The following is an 18603-nucleotide window of genomic DNA, read 5'->3' on the forward strand; positions in this document are numbered from 1 at the left end:
TTTCATATATATTTTTTGAAGCGCTTACTTTAATCTTAGTAACAGATAAAAAGCAATCAGACTTTTGACACCTGGTTGACCTCTGCTACCTCTAATAAGTCAGATCTTCCATACTTATTAAAAACTGGCAATAAAATGACCATTACAAAATAGGCAGAAAGACTAACCATAAAGAACATAAACAGAATAGGAAAAGCGATTAAAATGCGCGAATAAAAAATCACTCCAAAATTGAGCGCGAATAAAGAAAACAATACAAACGTGGCAGCTGGATGCCCTAAAGAAATCACGGTTGCAAGTTTCACGTGATTCAAAAATGAGGCTTTAAAGTACGTAAATACTGGTAGCACATACAGAGATATGATGAATAGTAATACTGTCACCACAAAAATAGGTACGGCAAACCATAAAGAGATTTGATAAATAGCATGGAAGGTAAGTGTGATCATAACTAGATTGACGCTCACAAAAACATATCCATATACATTTGCTTTCACGAAATTTTCCACATAATAATTTAGAAATGACTTAGCTATTCTTTTATCATTTCCAACTCGTAAATCACGTGTGACCATTAACAAAGCAATTGTTGCCGGGAACATTCCAAAGAAACCAAAGCCACATAATGTAAACAAAATCCATAACATGTTTAATCCAGCTGCCTTTGCAATCCATTCCATCAATTTAAGCATGCTATCCACCCTCTATCGTTTTAACTTTTAATACCAGAAAAGTTTGCACCTTCAATGAAATATTTTTGTAAGTACATAAAGATCGCAATAACCGGCAGAATTATAACAACAGTTGCAGCCATCATCGGTCCATATGCCGTTTGCTTATCGAATGTAAATGCCTGAAGCCCAATTTGCACCGTATATAAAGAGCGATCATTTAAGACGATCAGGGGCCATAAGAAACTGTTCCATCCTGCCTGGAATGTAAAAATACCGAGCGTTGCCAGTGCAGGTTTAGTTAGCGGCAAGTACAAATTCCAATAAATTCGAAATTCACTGCACCCGTCTATCCGTGCTGATTCCATATATTCATCTGGTAAAGTTAAGAAAAATTGACGCATAAAGAATACTGCGAACGAACCAGCAGCTCCCGGAAGAATAACCGCCCAGAAATTGTTCAGAAGTCCATGCCCACCTTGACCGAGAATGTCGTTCCCACCCATTAATGGCATGTTGTTTAATACAATATACTGTGGGATCATAACCACTACGCCTGGAATCATCATCGCAGCAAGTAACACGGCAAAGATAACGTTTCGACCTTTAAATTTCAGCTTCGCAAATGCATATCCACTCATAGAGCCAAACAACAGATTAAATAATACCCCCATAATAGCGAGATAAAAGGAGTTAAATAAGTAACGCCCAAAGGGTACAGATTCAAATGCTTCTATATAGTGATCAAAGGTTATCGTAGACGGAAGCCATTGCAGTGGAATCTTAAATATTTCTGCATCTGGCTTAATCGAAGTTAGCAAGCTCCAAATAAACGGCATGACCATCACAACCGCGATTGCCGAACTTATGGTATAAAAGAGAAGCTTTTTTAAATTTTGATCTTTTTTCATCTCACGTCCTCCCCTCTTAATCCTTACTTTGATTTATCTTAAAGTTTATAGCCGTAAATATTAAAATTGTTAACGTCAGAACAAGGGCCTGAGCCGATGCAAAGCCCATTTGCAACTGTTCAAATCCCGTAGTATAAATATGGTATACAATCGTTTTCGTTGAATTCGCCGGACCACCTTGGGTTAATACATACGCCTGGTCAAAAATCTGTAGCGCTCCAATAATAGTCATCGTACTTACTAATAATGTCGTAGGGCGAAGCATAGGAAATGTTATATGAATAAGTTGTTTAAAGGCGGATGCACCATCAATTCTTGCTGCTTCGTATAGCTGAGCAGGGATCCCCTTAATACCAGCCATGTAAATGATCATGTTGCCTCCAACACCAAGCCAGAGCGTAACCGCAATAACAGAAGCCATAGCTGGACCAGATTCAGACAACCATGCAGGACCAGTAATCCCTACATATTTTAATAATTGATTAACAATCCCATATTCTGAATTCAACATCCATAGCCATACAATGGAAGCCGCTACTGCCGATGTTACGGTTGGCATATAAAAAGCGAGTCGAAATAGCGTAACACCGCGAAACGGCTGAGTAACCAACACAGCTAATAGTAACGAAATAATTATCATCAGCGGTACATAAAATAGTGTCAACAAGCCGACATTTCTAAAAGTCTGCCATAGAATGGCATCATCCATTAGTCGCTTAAAATTATCCAAGCCCACCCAGCTCATGGTGCTGATGATATCATAATTGGTAAAACTGAGGAATATCGCCATACCAATTGGAATCACCATAAAAATGACAAATAAAATGAGTGTAGGGGCAATTAAGAAATATGCTGCCCGAGACTGATAGCGGTTAAAGCCACTTTTTTTGGAAGCAGAGCCAAGAGAGAGGGTACTCTCTTGTGCTCTGCCTATATTACTCAGCTTCATTTTCCTCTAGCATCCTATCTCCCTCTTTTTGGGCTTTTTCTAACGTTTCTTCTGCTGATTGCTCTTCCAAAACGAACTTCTCCAGATTTGGAATTAACGCATCAAGTTCAGCAACTGAATAACCCGGATGACGCGGGCGAATCTTAGAAAACTCCAAAGCATCGATAAACGGCTTCCAGAAAGGATCGTCTTGGAAGAATGGATCCTCAAGAGCAACTTTATTACCCGGCATGTTTAAGCTTGTTTTACCCCATTCGAGCGCATTTTCTGGTTCTGCTAACCACCATTTAATAAATTCCCAGGCAGCTTCTTTCTTTTCGGAGGCTTCTGGAACAGCTAAACCAAAGCCACCCATAACTGCTCCTTGGTCACCATTTGGACCTGCTGGCGGTGGAACAACACCATAGTTTAACTGGTCACTATACTGTTCATACGTACGCAAATCCCATGGACCCGTAAAGTGCATCGATGATTTTCCCGTGATAAACGGATGTTGTGCACCCTCCAGTCCTTTGTCGAATCCAGGCTTATATACTTCATCTTCAAACAGTAATTTGCTCCAGAAATCAAGAACTTCTAAACCTGCATCACTATTATAAGCAGTTGCTGATAAATCATCTGTCAGCATTTGACCACCAGCTTGTTGAATCCACATATTAAACAACCCTAAATCACTTAAGGAGAAACCTACTCGTTCAAAATCATTTCCGTTTTTCACTGTAAGCTTTTTCGCTGCATCTCGTAGCTCTTCCCATGTGGAAGGCGGCTCAAGCCCTGCTTCTTCAAAATGGTCTTTATTATAGAACAACGCCCTTGTATCAACCGTTAACGGCAAACCATATAAGTTACCATCATGGCTTAATTCCTTTAAAGCTTCTCCGAAAAAGTCATCCTCCGAGATACCATCGGCTTCCATGTATTCATTAATGGGATGTAGAACTCCTTTTGGAGCATAAAGAGACGTTCTCCATCGATCCCAAAGTAATACGTCAGGAACTTGACCAGACGTGATACCTGTCATAAACTTAGTAACTAAATCTTCTTGAATGACATATTCTACTTCGATGCGATCCTGAGAATCGTTAAACTTTTCAACCATATGGTTAAACTGCTCTTCCCCTTCACCGGTCCAGTCACCCCAAAATGTCAGGTTAACCTTCTCATCGTTTGAACCGCTTTCATTTTCGCTGGTAGCGGAATCGTCACCGCTACAACCTACTAATGCTAAAAACAGAATTAAACCTAACATAGCCATCCACTTTAATTGGATATTTTTCATCGCCGTCACTCCTCGTATATTAGTTAATCTGAACCCTTATCTGTTATACTCATAATAAATTCACAAAACATGGCGTTCGCCCATGAAAACCATTTACGGGTAAATTCATTAGGGTTATCGACATGGAAGCCCTCATGGAGATAGCCAGTTCCAGCATCCGTAGTTTCAAAGAGTTTTAGTAACTCCTCTTTTTCTTCAGAAGAATTTGTTGTCAGCCCTTGAATCGCTAGCGCAATATGCCATACATATTGATCGGGTGTATGCGGGCTGCCAATACCTTTAGCAGCCATTCCTTCAAAGTAATAAGGATTTTCTTTACTTAAAATAAAAGCTCTCGTATTTTGATAGATTTCATCCTCAATTCTACAGTAACCGAGGTATGGCAATGCTAGTAAACTCGGTACATTGGCATCATCCATCAAATTGTAATTCCCAAAACCATCTGTCTCGTAAGCATATATTTTTCCGTACTTCGGATGATCAACAATCCCATATTTATCAATTCCAGCTTGAATTTCATCTTTCAGTTTCCTTACACTATTTAGGATAGAGCTGGAGTTATAAAATGTCGTCAGAATTTCTTCCATATAGTTAAGAACTACAATTGCAAACATGTTGGAAGGAATCAGATAGCCATATTTACATGCGTCATCACTCGGTCTGAAACCCGACCATGTCATGCCCGTGTAACGTACTGGTTCACCAAAACCCTCACGCGTCAGTGTATCTGACGGCTGACAATTTTCTCGTTGGAATCTATAACTCGAAAATTCTTCGTGGTTTTGCTCTACCTTCCAAACCTCGATTATCTTCTTAACTGCTTTCAAAAAGTTATCGTCAAAGTGACTAGTAATCCCTGTCTTCTTCCAAAATAGATAAGATAATTGAATAGGATAGCATAATGAATCAATTTCATATTTTCTTTCCCAGATCCAATCTGACATATCAGTTATGTCCTTTTGATGTCCATCTCCGTTAGCCTCTTTATTAAACGCATTTGCATAAGGGTCAAGATTAATATAATAGATTTGCCGGTTAATCACACCTTCAATCATACGAGCAATTGTCTTATCTTGATCAGCAATTGCAAGGTAGGGCTTTACTTGAGCAGCTGAATCTCGCAACCACATTGCAGGAATGTCACCAGTTATAATAAAAGTAAATCGTTCATCTAACTCCTCCACTGTGGTTTGTATCGTATTTTTAAAACAATTTTCAAACATTTTTGCAAGCTTTGGACGATCTGCTAATTGTTTGGTGACATGTTCCATCACATCAGTCATTGCTACCGGTAATTCATTCGTTCTCATTTATGTACTCACCTCCTTTTTTCTGAAGCGCTTACAAATAGTATATATGATATACAAATAGTATGTCAATAGGAAAATAAATATAACATATGAATATACCATTTGTAGTAGAAAAAGAATTTTTATGTAAGGAATGGAGGTTTATATTAATGCAGTATGTGTCAATTTTATTATTTAAAGAAAAAAATACGCCTCATCAATAGTAGAGGCGCAAATTAACCTGTATCATTTTTTTACTGCCAACGATGCTGTGGAGTTACCAATTATTAGATTAGCATCTAATACTATACGATTTGGAACTACATTGTCATCACCTTTATTTCTTAATTTCATTAGGATTTCAAATACTTTTTGACCCATCTGTTCCTGATCCTGAGCCAAGTAAGTGAGTTGGAATTCCCCTATATGTGTCGGCGGGCTATCAAAGCAGATAATTGAAACATCTTCAGGCACAGACATCCCTAACTCTTTTACAGCTTCAATCGCCATTAAAGCAATATAATATTCTGCAGCAAATAAAGCTGTTATAGATGGATGATCTAGCAAATGTTTTTTTATTTTTTCTATGTCTTGATTAATATTAGGCGGCCGAAATGAGTTTGGCAGTGTGGACGTTAAGCTATTTATCCAAAGGTCCCGATCAACCATTACACCATTTTCTGCATGCGCTTGAATAAACCCTTCAATCCGATCCTCCAAAGGAGTGGTATCATTTGGAGGCGGAGTCATCAAACCAATATGCCTATGGCCTAAGTCCAACAAGTATTCAGCGCCTTTTCTGGCTGCCTCCACATTATTTGTACTTACTGATGCCGTAGATATACCCTTCAAGTGACGATCAACTAATACTAACGGAAATTTATTCAAGACGAGCTTTAAGATTTCCTCGTTAAAATATTCTGCTTGAGCAGGAAAGATAATGAGCCCCTCTACCCCAAGTTCCACCAATTCTCGAATCGCTTTTTGCTCGATGTCTACGATTCCAAAGGTACGACGTAGCACTAAGAAGCAAGAGTGTTTTGCGGTACACTTTTCAATAGATGAAATAAGTGCTGTCCCGTAGCTATCATCGAAATCTGTAATCACTAAACCAATCAGCGGAGCAGTCCTCTCTTTTTTCGATAACTTTCCATCATCTTCAACTGACTCTTTTTCGTTGGTAGAAGTATGTTTTACAAAAGACCCTCTTCCCGGCTGTCTTATAATCAATCCTTCCGTTGCTAATAATTCAAGTGCTTTTTTAGTTGTGATTCTACTGACCTCAAATTGCTGGGATAATTCTTTCTCTGAGGGGACACGGTCTCCCTCTTTATATACACCTAGGTTTATATCGTTCTTTATATTCTCATATAAAACTTCATATAATGGCTTTGACAAAGCAAACACACCAACCTTTATTTAAACATCTACTTAATGTTATATCATGTTATATCATATTTGTAAAGCCTCCTATGGAATGTGGCATGGATTGTAAGATTCATATGCTATGGTACTTACAGAACCAAGAGCTGACTTATATCGTAATGGTAAGCATATTGCATATTCCACTCTTCCTGCTACATTCCCGGTTGAAAATGGTATTATAGAAGTATCATCTGGTTCTCACGGAATTAACAGAATGCATTACGTTAATGAGGAAGAAAAAGAGTATCCCTTACTTCCAGACACTAAATCCATTAGAGGCTTACGTTTGAAACTAGACGATCAATATCCTACTTTAAGTAAGTGGATTGGATTCATATCGATATGCACACTTTTAGTAGTTACCATTCTAGGTCTCCCCCAAATAGCAGAAAGTCTAACTCAAATTCCTTGGGTTGCTGATAATATAGGCACGTTTGAATCTCCCATAAAATTAGGTCCGATTGATAACATTATAATTGCCGGATTGGAGCACTTGCTGGGGCAGAACGAGCACTTCTGTTACGTAACAAACGTTTACTTGCTTTATTAAAAGTGAATTGACAAAGTAATTACGACTCCGTTGAATAATGCTATAAGGGTTAATGAGAAGTAACAAATTAGATGTTTGAAATAAGAACGCACTAAATCGGTGATATGTTTAACATCATAAAAATAAAACTCTTAAGAGGAGTGTTTGAGTTGAAAAAAATGACATTGATTCTAATTTTATTGTTCGCCTCCATATTAACCACTGCATGTGCTAATAAAGCGGAAGATAAAACAACGGTTGCAAATGATAAGGAAGTATTCTATACGGGGGGCTACTTTAATTTACATGAAGACGTGGAGAGTTTAGAGAATTTAGCAAACCTAGTCGTAAAAGGAAAGGTTCTTGGAACTACCGTGGAGTGGAGAGATCCTGCAATCGAACCAGACGAAACGGATGATGAATATTCTAACCCTGGTGGTGAAATTGATCACACTAAATTAATATTTACTGTCCACAAAGTTAAAGTAGATCATTCATATAAGGGTGATATCGAAAAAGGTGATATTATTGAGGTCAAACAAATCGGCGGTGAAATAGGAAACACAATAATGATTGATGAGGATGTCTCTTATTTAGAAAAAGATAAAGAATACATTTTATTTTTAGAAACACTTGATGATTCACCTGCTAATTTATTAAATCCATTTCAAGGTTCTTATGAATATGAAAACGGAAAAATAATAAGCAACCCTAATAATACGATTACAATAAAATTAGAAACACTAGAGAAACTCGAATAAAATTTAGTCTACATTTATTTTATGGGCGAGCTTTAAGTGAGGAGCCTTGCACTCTTTTTCGAAAGCTCAACATAAAGTAGACATTAAGTCATTAGTAAAAAGGAAGAATAATTCTTTCAATTGATTAAATCGACCTTCTACTTTGAAATTGCAAATGAAATAACCACTCATTCATTACATAATCATCATATTATCGTGTTAATCTTTTTATTAAATTCTTCCTCATAGCATGTTCCATCCGTAGATGTAAAAACCTCACCCCCTCCCAACAAACTGCCCATATTCCTTAAAAAACCCCAATTCCACAGTGCCAACTGGTCCATTCCGATGTTTTTGAAGAATCACCTCCATCACATCCGCCTTATCAGTTTCCTTCTGATAATAATCCTCCCGGTACAAAAACATAATGAGATCGGCATCCTGTTCAATATTGCCAGATCCTCTTAAGTCCGACATAAGTGGCCGTTTGTTATGCCTTGCCTCCACACCCCTTGATAATTGCGATAATAACAGGATTGGCACCTCCATTTCAATCGCTAACAACTTTATTTCGCGGGTCATTTCACCGATCGAAATATCCTCTCGATCATATTGCTTTGCTGGTATGATCATTTGTAGATAATCAACAATGATAATGTGTTTCGCGTCAGGATTCTGATGGATTTGCCCTCTGATCGCATAACGTATTTCACTAATTGTTCGTTTCTTATCAAAAATCGTTAGGTCCCAATTAGATATTTCACCTACCGCAAGACTTGCTTGTTGATAATCTTTTTCGGAAAAGGAAGACGTTCTCCACTTCTGTCCGTTCACACGCGCCTCTGCCGAAGTCATTCGTTGTAACAGCTGTTTACTGCCCATTTCCAAACTAATAATCGTTGCTGCGTCGCCGTTCTTGCAATGGCTCGCTGCCAGATTTAAAGCAAAGGCAGTCTTCCCAACAGATGGTCTGGCAGCTACTATAATTAAATCTCCTTTTTGCCAGCCACCTGTCATATCATCTAATTCCTGATAGGTGGACATAAATCCTGTCGGTCCGTCGCTTGCATACATCTCCTCGGTTAATTCGATTAAATAATCATAGGTTGTCTTCTCCTGCCTGTTCGCCCCTTCTTCGCGGAAATGTTGTAAATTCTTGATGAGCGCATCCAGCCCTTCCTCCGAAGGATTCGATGTATATTTCAGTGCCGCTTCCCGTCCTTTCCGAATGCGATAGGCGTCTTTAATCAATCGTTCATGATGTTTGAAATTGACTGTCGTTGCTACAGACTCTGCCATTTTTAATAAATAGGACACTTCTCCGACTTCGTGTATCGCCTTGCCTAAATGTGTCGTCACCACGGGGATATCGATAAACTCCTGTTGCTCTGACGCCTTTTGCATCGATCGGTAAATCAGTTGATGGTTCTTGTGATAAAAATGCTTAACTTCCAACTCCAAATCTTTGATCAATGTCCCGTCAACTAAGACAGCACCAAGTACGGCAACCTCTGCTTCATAATTGACAAGAGCAGTCATGATTTCGCCTTCTCCTTGATCAGCGTCTTCATTTGAACTCGAAATCGTTGCTTTACCTCTAGTGGTACGTTGCCAGCTTCTTCTTTCCATCGCTTCATTCTTGTTAAATACACATTGTCTTCAGGTGGATAGTCAGCAATCGCAGCGATCGTCGGAGGAAAAGGGTTACTTGCCGCATAGTCAGAAAGCTGCTTGAGCAAACCTTGATAGTCCATTTTCATAAGAACGGGAATAAGTAAGTTCCCTTTCCGTTCTGTCATTTCAAAGTTCGGATAGAGGGCCGCAATACTTTCCAATACATCGATTGCCTCATCTCTCGTCATGTGCTGACCCCTTTCGCAATTTCGCAAATACGGCACCTTTTTGATCTACCTTGGCATGATGCGAAGAACCTCTCGCTCTATGTTGGTCTTTCCGCTGTTGATACACTTTTAACTGCTCAACGGTTTCCAGTTTCGCCCGCGTTCATTCTTGCAAAATTTTCTCAAGATAACGAAACGTCTGCCCACCACTTTTTATCGCAAGTTTCATCGCAGCAATAACCATTGCATCTCCCATGTCGGCAATCCACTCTTGCAAACTCTCTCTAGCAATTGGACTGAGTATGCCAAAATTAGCTTCATAGACGATAAAAGCATCTTCTTCACTCTTACTTTCTTTTCTTCTTTCTTTTTGTTTAGGTATTTCTTTAAGTTTGTTCCACTTTGCTTCCTCACATTGGTCAAAGGACGGGTCATTGTTTGTGGTAGGATTTATGTTCTGGTCTTGAGCTGGCTCAGTGTTAGTACTAGTATAGGAATCTTTAGTTGCGTATGGTAATTGGTCCAATACCGATAACATTTGATAAATCGGAGCGACTCCTTTTTTACCTGGAGTGTAATCAATCAGTCCTTTTTCAATCAAGGTCGTCCGAGCGTTCGCAACACTTTGCTTCGATAAGCCGCATAATTGATTGACAATGGAATTTGATGCTTCAAACCGCTTTTTCCATCCGGTTGAATTGTTAATCTGCATCAACGTATACCACAATACAACGGCACTGGTAGGAAGGTGGAACCTTAATACATACTCTCGAAACGCATTCAGTTCTTTCAAATAATTCATTGGTAATCCTCTCCTTATAAAGATGATAAATGGAACTTACATTGGTCCATTTTGCTGTTCATCTTTATAATCAATTTGAGAGTGGGAAAGGTGTCGTTTTGTTGGTGAAAAGTTGGGGGTCTTTTGGGTAGGGAATTGAATGTTATTAGTGGTTGGATCTTGTATTGGATAAAGTGTTGCTATACATTTGGTTTCTTGTTCTTCTAATTGTTTGTATTCTTAAATTGTTTTATAATTCCCCAGTGGAAATGGCTAACCCCCTTCCTAATAAAAGAAACCTTGAAAGGTTATTAAACCCATCAAGGTAAAATAAAAAATTATCTATGTCTTTTAAGTCTTGATTTACTATATATAATCATAAAAAACACTTGATGCTTAAAATGGCAATCAAGTGTTTTACAGCTATCTATTTAACTTTTGTGAGTATTAATACTTTACGAATTCAAACTTCTTCATTTAATCAGTTGTTGTCCTTAGAAATTCTATACTAATTCTGTCAACTTTTATTTCTACATATTTATCCATCAATTCAGGATAATCAGAGAAATATTCATCGTCATCTACGAAAACTAACCCTGCGTCAATTGTATCCTGATGTAACAAACCTCTTATATAATATTCATAACCCAAACCAATACGTTCTATTTCTTTCTTCTCTTCTTGGATTTCATGAATCATTAACTGATTTAAGATAGTAAACCCTATTGATACAGGATAACTTTTTCCTTCTTCAATTTTATATGGACAAATAAAAGCAAATCCTGTAAATTCAATACCTTCGAGCTCAAGTGTCACTTCTTCCTCAATAAGTGGGTCTAGCCTTTTAACAAGAGCAGTATATACCATATATAATTCCTCCCTTCCTAATCTGCTGGATTAATTACTGGAATATTTTCACCATTAATGGTCTTCCAAATCTTTTTACCACTCTGAGTATGGTAGGTCGTAATATTTCCGTTATTATTAGTACCTACAAATTCAAATTTTGCTTTACCATTTTTGTTATTCCCCATAAATTTGACATATCCTGTCCTTATTTCCCCTTTATATTCATACTTCACCTTAATACCATTATTAATAACCCTTTTTGCACCTTCAAGATACTCGTCCGCATTTTTATATAATCCATTAAATTCCTTACCATGCTTATCAAAATGTCCTTCGAGTTTTGCACGATTTGGAAAATTTGAAGTGCTTTTACCCGTACCTTGTTTCCTAACAACCTTTTGTATACCTGGACCTGCTACATCACCTATTTTATCCAGCAACTTCAAAGGCTTCACAAGAGTAAACATCGAAGCCATCGTTCTGTCTGCCATGGAAGCATTCGGATCAATCATAGTGGCAATATCTTCTGTGAAAAAGTCAACCGTCTCTGTAGCGGGACCTGCTAAACCATCCGGGCTTCCCGTTCCCAAGCCACCCATCACTGCTCGCTTATTTTCAAAACTTGGCTCAGGATATGCTAGCATATCCGAACTCCAATTAGGATCGCTCTCTATTTCTCCATTTTGTAGGTTTTTCAAATAGGCCTGTATAGCCTCTTCTTCTGTTACCGGTTCCGCATTACCAGGATCCTCTGATGCTAGTTTATCAGTCTTGTGGTTTACTTGGCTAGTTTGATAGTTAAATAACGACATTTGATTCAACTGCTGATTCGTCTTGCTCGTCTGATAAAACATGGTTTGATACCACCACGCATTTGCCTGTTGGATCGTTCCCACTGTTCGAAGGTGCATATAGCGGTAAGCAATTGGACTGCCGTTATAACCAACGTAGGATGGATGCATATATTGTTGTAAACCTGCTGTATTTCCTATTGCTTGAGAAGAAATAGTACCTAATGTTGCTTGTCCAAACTGCTCTTTATGGCTCATAAGCAACCCTTGAAATACCGTACTTCCTCTTGCTTCAGTTACATATGATTGAATAAATGGTAACCGCGCGGCAAAGTCATCCGCTATTTGAGTCTTGCCTGTTTGTGTAGTAGCTTTACTCATTAGATTATTAATCTCACGTAATGCCTGGTCAATCTCCCTGTGATCATTTCTGTATCCCACCGAAAAGCGTTCCAATCGATCGGATAATTTGGTCACAACTTGTTTACTCGCCTCTTTATCTTCTAACATTTTAGAAGAATTTGGTGCGCGAGCCGATGATATATCTGAAACACTTTTTATGATGTGCTGGATATCTGTATGTAATGATTCTAGCTGTTGGGAAGTCTGTTGGATGCCCTCTTCTGTTTCGTCTAGGTAGGCTTGGTGAATCGTGGTGTCGTGACTCGCATCGACCTCCATATGAAAATCGTTTAGATGATGGCCTATGTTTGCTTCTAGTTGCTCAAAGAGACCTTTAAATGCCTGAAGTAGCGTCCTATGTAACACTTGGAAATATGCTTTGGCTGCCTCAGCTGCTTCTCCTTGAAATCGATCCATTTGAACAATTTTCTCAATATTGTTTTCCACTTCCTGAATAGATGTTGCAAGAGAGGAGGTTTCTCTTTGAACCTTGTCGTGAAATGCTTTTACTTCCTCCACCGTTATCTTTAGATTGGACATCTATTACCCCACTTTCTAAAGGAAATATAAACCAATACATATTTTACCACAAAATAAACGGTAGAATATATAAGTTGAAATGACCATTTTATTCAGGGGGTAACTGCGAATGCCTCACATATAAAAAGAGGAGTGAACCGCCACCGTGTATCACTTTAGCCATAATGACAATATATATTATAATTTTGGTAAGAAATGCATATAATATAACCCGTAGCGGATACTACGGGTTATGGATAAGCGGTTCCCCCAGAGGGATCGGCTATCGACATACGAATAGACCTCACCTACTCACTTTGTCGGTTAATAGGGAGGTCTATTTTCTATTGATCAGCGAAACGATCAAAGCGAGCAATGCAATCAAGAAGGTACCGAGTGAATGTGGGAATACAGAGACCTTTATTATTCATATATACGTCATTCAATCTACCATTATTGAAGGCACACGAATGCAAGATTAATTCTCCCTTAATAAGATTTGGTCGTTATTCACCTGTATGATCAACTTTGCTGACATTTTACATGTAGATTTTGCGTGGAAGAAATGTAGCATTGTAATGTTTCAGAGATAACGGATGTTCTGCTTTTGGTTTGTCACTATTAAAAGGTTAAAACCCTATCTTGCTGATAACTTCAATCTACTTATTAATAACTGTACTTGTAGTGATTATGGTATAGTATTTTGTCAACGCATCTCTATCATCTCGATATTCATCACTGCGAAATAATATAATTAACTCATCGGTGCCATGTTCCTCCAATTGATATTCAAAGCCTATTTCAATGGAGTTATTTGCAGATATACTGTTAAAGTTCCCTCTATGATTTATCACGGGAATAGCTGCTGGTTGTTCATCATCCACAGTTAATGTATTGGAAGAGCTATTTGTATTCCCTGATATTGTTGAGGAAGTTTCTTGCTGAGTTGCATGATTTAATTCGTCTATATATATATGATTGGTTTCTAAATCAAAATTACTATTATTAATAATCTCTGCAGTTATGAAAAAGGTATTTTCTCCTTTTTCTTCAACGTTTAATACATTAAAATTTATATCCTCTGTGCTAACAAAATCATCTTGCTCATTATTCAAATAAAGGGTAACACTTATTATAATAAAAGCGATTAAACCAATAACACCCCAAATAGTATAAATGTAAGTTTTTCGCTGCAATATCCTCACTCCTATCTCATCTATTACCCTACTTTCTGAAGAAACAATTAACTCATACATATTTTACCATAAGATAGACAATAGAATATATAAGTTGAAACAAACATTTTATTCATGGGGTAACTGCGAATGCTTCACATTTAAAAAGAGGATCGAACCACCACCATGTATCACTTTAGCCATAATGACAAATACTAATCGATATGTTATAATTTTGGTAAGAAATGCATATAATATAACCCGTAGCGGATACTACGGGTTATGGATAAGCGGTTCCCCCAGAGGGATCGGCTATCGAGTGTGATAGACCTCTCCTAGTTACTTCTTGGGCAAATAGGGAGGTCTATTTTCTATTGATCAGCGAAACGATCAAAGCGAGTAATGCAATCAAGAAGGTACCGAATCCAAATAGTACCATGAAACTTTCATACATACTCATAGGCATCACCCCCTTCCAAAGGGGATTAGCCGACCTTACCCTAAAAGAACATTATCCATTTTTTAGTATACCATAACCATATCGAACATTCATTCTATTTTATAAATTATTTATTCACATTCTCATTGGAGGATCCTAATGAAAAAAACAATAGAAGTAGCTGCAGCCTGTATTGAAAATGAAAACCGCGAAATTCTCTGTGCTTTACGTTCCCACCACATGAGCCTCCCGAACAAATGGGAGTTTCCTGGAGGAAAAATTAAAAAAGATGAGACTGCTCATGTTGCATTACAAAGAGAAATATCAGAAGAACTAGATTGTAAAATAACAACCGGTGAGATCATCTGTGAACATACACATGAATACGACACCTTTATTATTCATATACACGTCATCCAAGCTACCATTATTGAAGGTACGCTTAAAGCAAGCGAACATGCTAAATTAATATGGCTTTCCAAAGAACATTTAGATTCAATTGTTTGGGCACCTGCAGATATACCTGCTGTAGAAAAAATCATGAAAGCTAAAAGGTCTTCCTCATAGCACGAGGAAGACCTTTTTATTACAGCGACTATAATGATTATCAGACGTATACCAACACCACTAATCAAGCCGTCATTTATAAAATATGCTTATTAGCCTGAACAATAAGCTTTGCTGGCATTTTTTCATGAAGCTTCCAAACAAAACTAACCGGTTTACTTCCAGAATGTCTTACATACTCAGCAGTGCCTAAGAAAGTAAACGGAGCCGCATAGCCATTCTCTTGTCGATATTCTCGCACAAACAACAAGATTTGATGATTGCGCTCGCGATGATGAATATAGCGTTTAGCCGTTTCAGAAGTAACCGATGTTCTGCTTTGGGATTGCCAATGAAATAACCACTCATTCATAGCATAATCATCATACATCTTAGAAGGCGAAAAATCTTTATCCGATTTATTTAACGTGATGAAAAAGACATCTGCTTTTTTATCCTTCAGATGGATGGCACCTTCTCGAAACTCAGTACGCCGCTCTTCATTATAATAACCTAAAGCAGCCAAAACCTGATCGGTGGAATAACTACAATGAACACGCAATGGCGTAGTGAAAGGTAGATCATGTGATTTTTCCACTAGTTCTAAATGTTGGTAATTATACGTGAAGATGGCTTGGATCTCTTTCTTCATCTCACTGCTTCTTAATACCTCTTGTAAACCTTCTGCAATCGAATCAACTTCCAATTTTTCAGGACTTTTACGGAAAATAGTGTAATATAACATATTGAGCATGAATTGCTCTTCTTGATTACGTACTTCCCCATCCTTTAAATACCGCAAATAAAAGCTTAACAAGTGCTCTGAATTAATGTGTAATAAATATGGAAGACGCTTCGTTATATCTTTCTCCCTATCATAATGAAAGTCATTATATAGTCCAGTTTCTACTAGCAAACGGTAAAAGGAACGATCTCCACTCCGACCATAAAAATCATAAGCTGTCAGTTGATAAAATTCCAAAAAATTGACGAGCGTTAACTTTTGACTTGTGTGATGGGTAAAGTTCTCCAACTTCATCAAGATATTTTGCTTCGAATTTTTAATTGTCATAATATTTCTAAGCACATAGTCTTTTGCCTGCTTCTCTAATTGAATAAAACTCCCTCGTGGTAAAGTAGAGAATCCATTTTCTACATAATGTTTAATCGCATGACGAGAGCGTCCAATTAATGCTCGAAATTTATCCTCAAACTTATATTCCTTATGGGCTTGTCCTATAAAATCAAGTACCGTTAAGCATTCTTTATCATCATGCAGGCGAAGTCCACGACCTAGTTGCTTTTTTGACCTGGTAAATAAGGATGTTTCTGATAAAGAAGTAAGTGGTCGAGTAAAGAGGAAGAAGTACACCCCTTTATAGAAAGACATAGTTCAATGGAATGATGAGAATATTGATGTGGACAAGAATAGTGTCATGTCGTTATGAGATTAAGAGGTGAAGTTTAGAGACTTGATAGAAGTGTTAAAGCCAGATGGCCGAGGTGATGCTTGCGAGAGAGTCATATAAAGAAAACTTAATATAAGGAGCAAACCTCGATTTATGTGTTTGCCCCGCCAGATTCAAATTCTACTCATTATGATGATACTCCTTTTGTGGTCTTTATAGGTTTTTCTACGTCAACAATACAAAGAAATAAAAAGAACTGCCAGATTCATTTAAAGTCAATATCAGACATGATAATTATATTGATAAGGATCCTATGAAAATGGAAAAGATTATGTTTATCAATGAACCGGTCAATCATAAAGTAGAAAAATTATCTTAGTAATGTTTTCAAACATTCAACACCATCGGCAGAAACTCTTTGATACTTTAATTTTTTCCCTTCTTTTCTTGTTAGAAAGATATATTTCTTATCAGACAATCTATTTAATGAAGTGGAAGGATTTGTAAGTTTAATTCCATGCTCTTTTAATGCTTCAGATACTTCACGAGTTTTAAATTCATTATCAGGATTTTGTTTCTGGATAAAGTATGCAGTGATTAGAGCCTTATCTAGATCATTTAGCCCCTCTTTAAATTTCTGATAAAATTCACCCATTGGACAATTAGTATCCAACGTGTTTTCTTCGACTTTAGCCAATTTTTCTTGTTCTTGCTCTTTTCTTTCTTCAAATTCTTCTACAGAGGTTTCAGGCTCATTTTTAAGTAATTGCGCAATTATATCTACCGTAGTTTCTAAGTCATTCATTTGTTCTGTTACAAACTTTTCCGTCCCTTCAAGCTCAATATCACCTGTTTGAACGTTAATTTTAACCTTAGCGTTTTCCATTACTTTTCCTCCCTATTTTTTTATACCCGATTTATATAGTAATTCCTCAATAGTTGCTCGATAGTTAAGCATTACATGGTCTATATCATTTTTTCTAGCATTGAAGTATATTTTATGAGCTGAAAAATTGCCTAATTCTCTAAAAATATCTAAACATTCTTTGGTATTTCTGGAAAGAGATATCGTGGTATTGTTTTTCACATTTTTAATAATATCGGATAACATTTTAAAATTATTAGAGCTATCTTTTATTTCTGAATCAATACCATATTTTTCATATGTATGAATTAATAGTATCTCAAGAAACCTCCTCATAAGTACAGCACAGCCGTCAAAGATGTTATTTTCATATGAAGCATTAATTTGTTTAGCTAATCGTTCAAGATAACCCCTGGTGTTTATATAGGATGATTTATCTAAGACCGAATTAAATGATTCAATTTCATTAAAATTACTTAATGAAGGAATTGATATGTCGTTTTTAAGTGCCATATATAAACTTGCGTGTAGCTTGTAATGATTGTCCCTTTTCCCCTTAACAAAAAGTTTAGATTTGTTCAGCTTTGTCTTTAAGCGGGACTTGTTTGGTGACGCTAATCCTAATTCGACAAAAGTTTCACATATTTCATCCAGTGACACTTCATTTATACCACTATTAGTTTGAAAATAAATTAAAAATTTAACTTTCTCGATTTCGGATTTTGTATAAAAACCAACATTATCTAAAAGCTTACTTGAAATCATATAAAAATATCATCCCTTACCCCATTCATATAGTTCCTATTTCATCATACCATAGTCTCTATTTTTTAAAAAGAAGTAAAATTTTTGAAGATAAAGATTCACAAAATTACTTTTTTAGCACTGAATTCTTGAGCGTGTTAAAATGAGAAAAAGATTTTTTTTCGAAATTAAAGAATGCAAACGTAGAAAGTTATTAGAACAAGATGATTTTTATACTAGGTGGAGTAACAGAAACACATGGTGCGTTACTATTAGATTGTGAAGCATAATAATCGCTGAAGTATTTGTGTAGAAAATGGCAGAGCAGAAACAAAAGGGTTGGCCCCTAGTTACTTGTTGGGCATATAGGGAGGTCTATTTTCTATTGATTCAGTAAAATGACAAAACAAGCAATGCAATCAAGTAAGCTCCAAAACCAAAAATCACCA

The 18603-nt window shown here is 37.0% G+C and carries 20 protein-coding genes; 4 read left to right on the forward strand and 16 right to left on the reverse strand.

Annotated elements, in window-relative coordinates:
* Positions 1–56 precede the first annotated feature (56 nt).
* The 6 genes from BUC25_RS05025 to BUC25_RS05050 form a co-directional block, all read right to left on the reverse strand.
* Positions 57–692 (reverse strand): YesL family protein, encoded by a 636-nt coding sequence (locus BUC25_RS05025; protein WP_073200218.1) that lies wholly within the window; start codon positions 690–692, stop codon positions 57–59.
* Positions 693–712: 20 nt separating this feature from the next.
* Complete coding sequence (locus tag BUC25_RS05030; RefSeq protein ID WP_073200220.1) at positions 713–1582, reverse strand: carbohydrate ABC transporter permease; 870 nt, start codon at positions 1580–1582, stop codon at positions 713–715.
* 16 nt (positions 1583–1598) lie between these two features.
* A complete protein-coding gene (locus BUC25_RS05035; protein ID WP_244535142.1) occupies positions 1599–2318 on the reverse strand; it encodes a carbohydrate ABC transporter permease in 720 nt (239 codons plus the stop codon).
* A 199-nt stretch (positions 2319–2517) separates the two neighbouring features.
* Entirely contained in the window at positions 2518–3810 is a 1293-nt protein-coding gene (locus tag BUC25_RS05040) for an ABC transporter substrate-binding protein (protein WP_170862638.1), read from the reverse strand.
* A gap of 23 nt (positions 3811–3833) precedes the next feature.
* Positions 3834–5120 carry a glycoside hydrolase family 125 protein gene (locus tag BUC25_RS05045; RefSeq protein WP_073200223.1) on the reverse strand — a complete coding sequence of 429 codons (1287 nt, stop codon included), beginning with the start codon at positions 5118–5120 and terminating at the stop codon, positions 3834–3836.
* Between the two features lie 225 nt (positions 5121–5345).
* Positions 5346–6506 (reverse strand): GntR family transcriptional regulator, encoded by a 1161-nt coding sequence (locus BUC25_RS05050; protein WP_084543366.1) that lies wholly within the window; start codon positions 6504–6506, stop codon positions 5346–5348.
* 100 nt (positions 6507–6606) lie between these two features.
* Between BUC25_RS05050 and BUC25_RS05055 the strand changes: the two genes are divergently transcribed.
* Together BUC25_RS05055 and BUC25_RS05060 are read left to right on the forward strand one after the other, a co-directional pair.
* A complete protein-coding gene (locus tag BUC25_RS05055) occupies positions 6607–7074 on the forward strand; it encodes a hypothetical protein (RefSeq protein ID WP_073200227.1) in 468 nt (155 codons plus the stop codon).
* 149 nt (positions 7075–7223) lie between these two features.
* On the forward strand, positions 7224–7814 hold the full coding sequence (locus BUC25_RS05060) for a hypothetical protein (RefSeq protein ID WP_073200229.1): 591 nt from the start codon (positions 7224–7226) through the stop codon (positions 7812–7814).
* 255 nt (positions 7815–8069) lie between these two features.
* On the opposite strand, the gene BUC25_RS05065 is transcribed toward BUC25_RS05060, so the two are convergent.
* From BUC25_RS05065 to BUC25_RS05085, 5 genes are all read right to left on the reverse strand, one after another.
* Positions 8070–9422: a replicative DNA helicase gene (locus BUC25_RS05065; RefSeq protein WP_244535126.1), complete on the reverse strand. Its 1353-nt coding sequence runs from the start codon at positions 9420–9422 to the stop codon at positions 8070–8072.
* The gene (locus BUC25_RS05070; protein ID WP_073200232.1) at positions 9329–9655 is read right to left on the reverse strand and encodes a replicative helicase loader/inhibitor; all 327 of its coding nucleotides are present in this window, start codon (positions 9653–9655) and stop codon (positions 9329–9331) included. The genes BUC25_RS05065 and BUC25_RS05070 overlap by 94 nt, the downstream gene beginning before the upstream one ends.
* A gap of 142 nt (positions 9656–9797) precedes the next feature.
* The gene (locus BUC25_RS05075) at positions 9798–10436 is read right to left on the reverse strand and encodes a DnaD domain protein (RefSeq protein WP_073200234.1); all 639 of its coding nucleotides are present in this window, start codon (positions 10434–10436) and stop codon (positions 9798–9800) included.
* A 456-nt stretch (positions 10437–10892) separates the two neighbouring features.
* A complete protein-coding gene (locus tag BUC25_RS05080) occupies positions 10893–11282 on the reverse strand; it encodes a hypothetical protein (RefSeq protein WP_073200236.1) in 390 nt (129 codons plus the stop codon).
* Between the two features lie 17 nt (positions 11283–11299).
* A complete protein-coding gene (locus BUC25_RS05085; RefSeq protein ID WP_073200238.1) occupies positions 11300–12997 on the reverse strand; it encodes a T7SS effector LXG polymorphic toxin in 1698 nt (565 codons plus the stop codon).
* Positions 12998–13323: 326 nt separating this feature from the next.
* Here BUC25_RS05085 and BUC25_RS19670 point away from each other — a divergent pair, with 326 nt between their 5' ends.
* Positions 13324–13458: a hypothetical protein gene (locus BUC25_RS19670; RefSeq protein WP_280174038.1), complete on the forward strand. Its 135-nt coding sequence runs from the start codon at positions 13324–13326 to the stop codon at positions 13456–13458.
* A 177-nt stretch (positions 13459–13635) separates the two neighbouring features.
* Here the strand turns inward: BUC25_RS19670 and BUC25_RS05090 are convergent, their stop codons facing one another.
* Complete coding sequence (locus BUC25_RS05090) at positions 13636–14172, reverse strand: hypothetical protein (protein ID WP_073200240.1); 537 nt, start codon at positions 14170–14172, stop codon at positions 13636–13638.
* A 343-nt stretch (positions 14173–14515) separates the two neighbouring features.
* Positions 14516–14611 (reverse strand): putative holin-like toxin, encoded by a 96-nt coding sequence (locus BUC25_RS05095; protein WP_073200242.1) that lies wholly within the window; start codon positions 14609–14611, stop codon positions 14516–14518.
* Between the two features lie 138 nt (positions 14612–14749).
* Here BUC25_RS05095 and BUC25_RS05100 point away from each other — a divergent pair, with 138 nt between their 5' ends.
* The gene (locus BUC25_RS05100; protein ID WP_073200244.1) at positions 14750–15157 is read left to right on the forward strand and encodes a (deoxy)nucleoside triphosphate pyrophosphohydrolase; all 408 of its coding nucleotides are present in this window, start codon (positions 14750–14752) and stop codon (positions 15155–15157) included.
* A 76-nt stretch (positions 15158–15233) separates the two neighbouring features.
* Here BUC25_RS05100 and BUC25_RS05105 read toward each other — a convergent pair whose 3' ends face one another.
* The 3 genes from BUC25_RS05105 to BUC25_RS05115 all read right to left on the reverse strand — a co-directional run bounded on the left by BUC25_RS05105 (position 15234) and on the right by BUC25_RS05115 (position 18175).
* The gene (locus BUC25_RS05105; RefSeq protein ID WP_084543367.1) at positions 15234–16526 is read right to left on the reverse strand and encodes a DUF3427 domain-containing protein; all 1293 of its coding nucleotides are present in this window, start codon (positions 16524–16526) and stop codon (positions 15234–15236) included.
* A gap of 389 nt (positions 16527–16915) precedes the next feature.
* Complete coding sequence (locus tag BUC25_RS05110) at positions 16916–17431, reverse strand: hypothetical protein (protein WP_073200246.1); 516 nt, start codon at positions 17429–17431, stop codon at positions 16916–16918.
* Positions 17432–17443: 12 nt separating this feature from the next.
* The gene (locus tag BUC25_RS05115) at positions 17444–18175 is read right to left on the reverse strand and encodes a DUF4145 domain-containing protein (RefSeq protein ID WP_073200248.1); all 732 of its coding nucleotides are present in this window, start codon (positions 18173–18175) and stop codon (positions 17444–17446) included.
* Positions 18176–18603: the final 428 nt, after the last annotated feature.

It is taken from the genome of Gracilibacillus kekensis (assembly GCF_900143085.1).
Classification (GTDB): domain Bacteria; phylum Bacillota; class Bacilli; order Bacillales; family Amphibacillaceae; genus Gracilibacillus; species Gracilibacillus kekensis.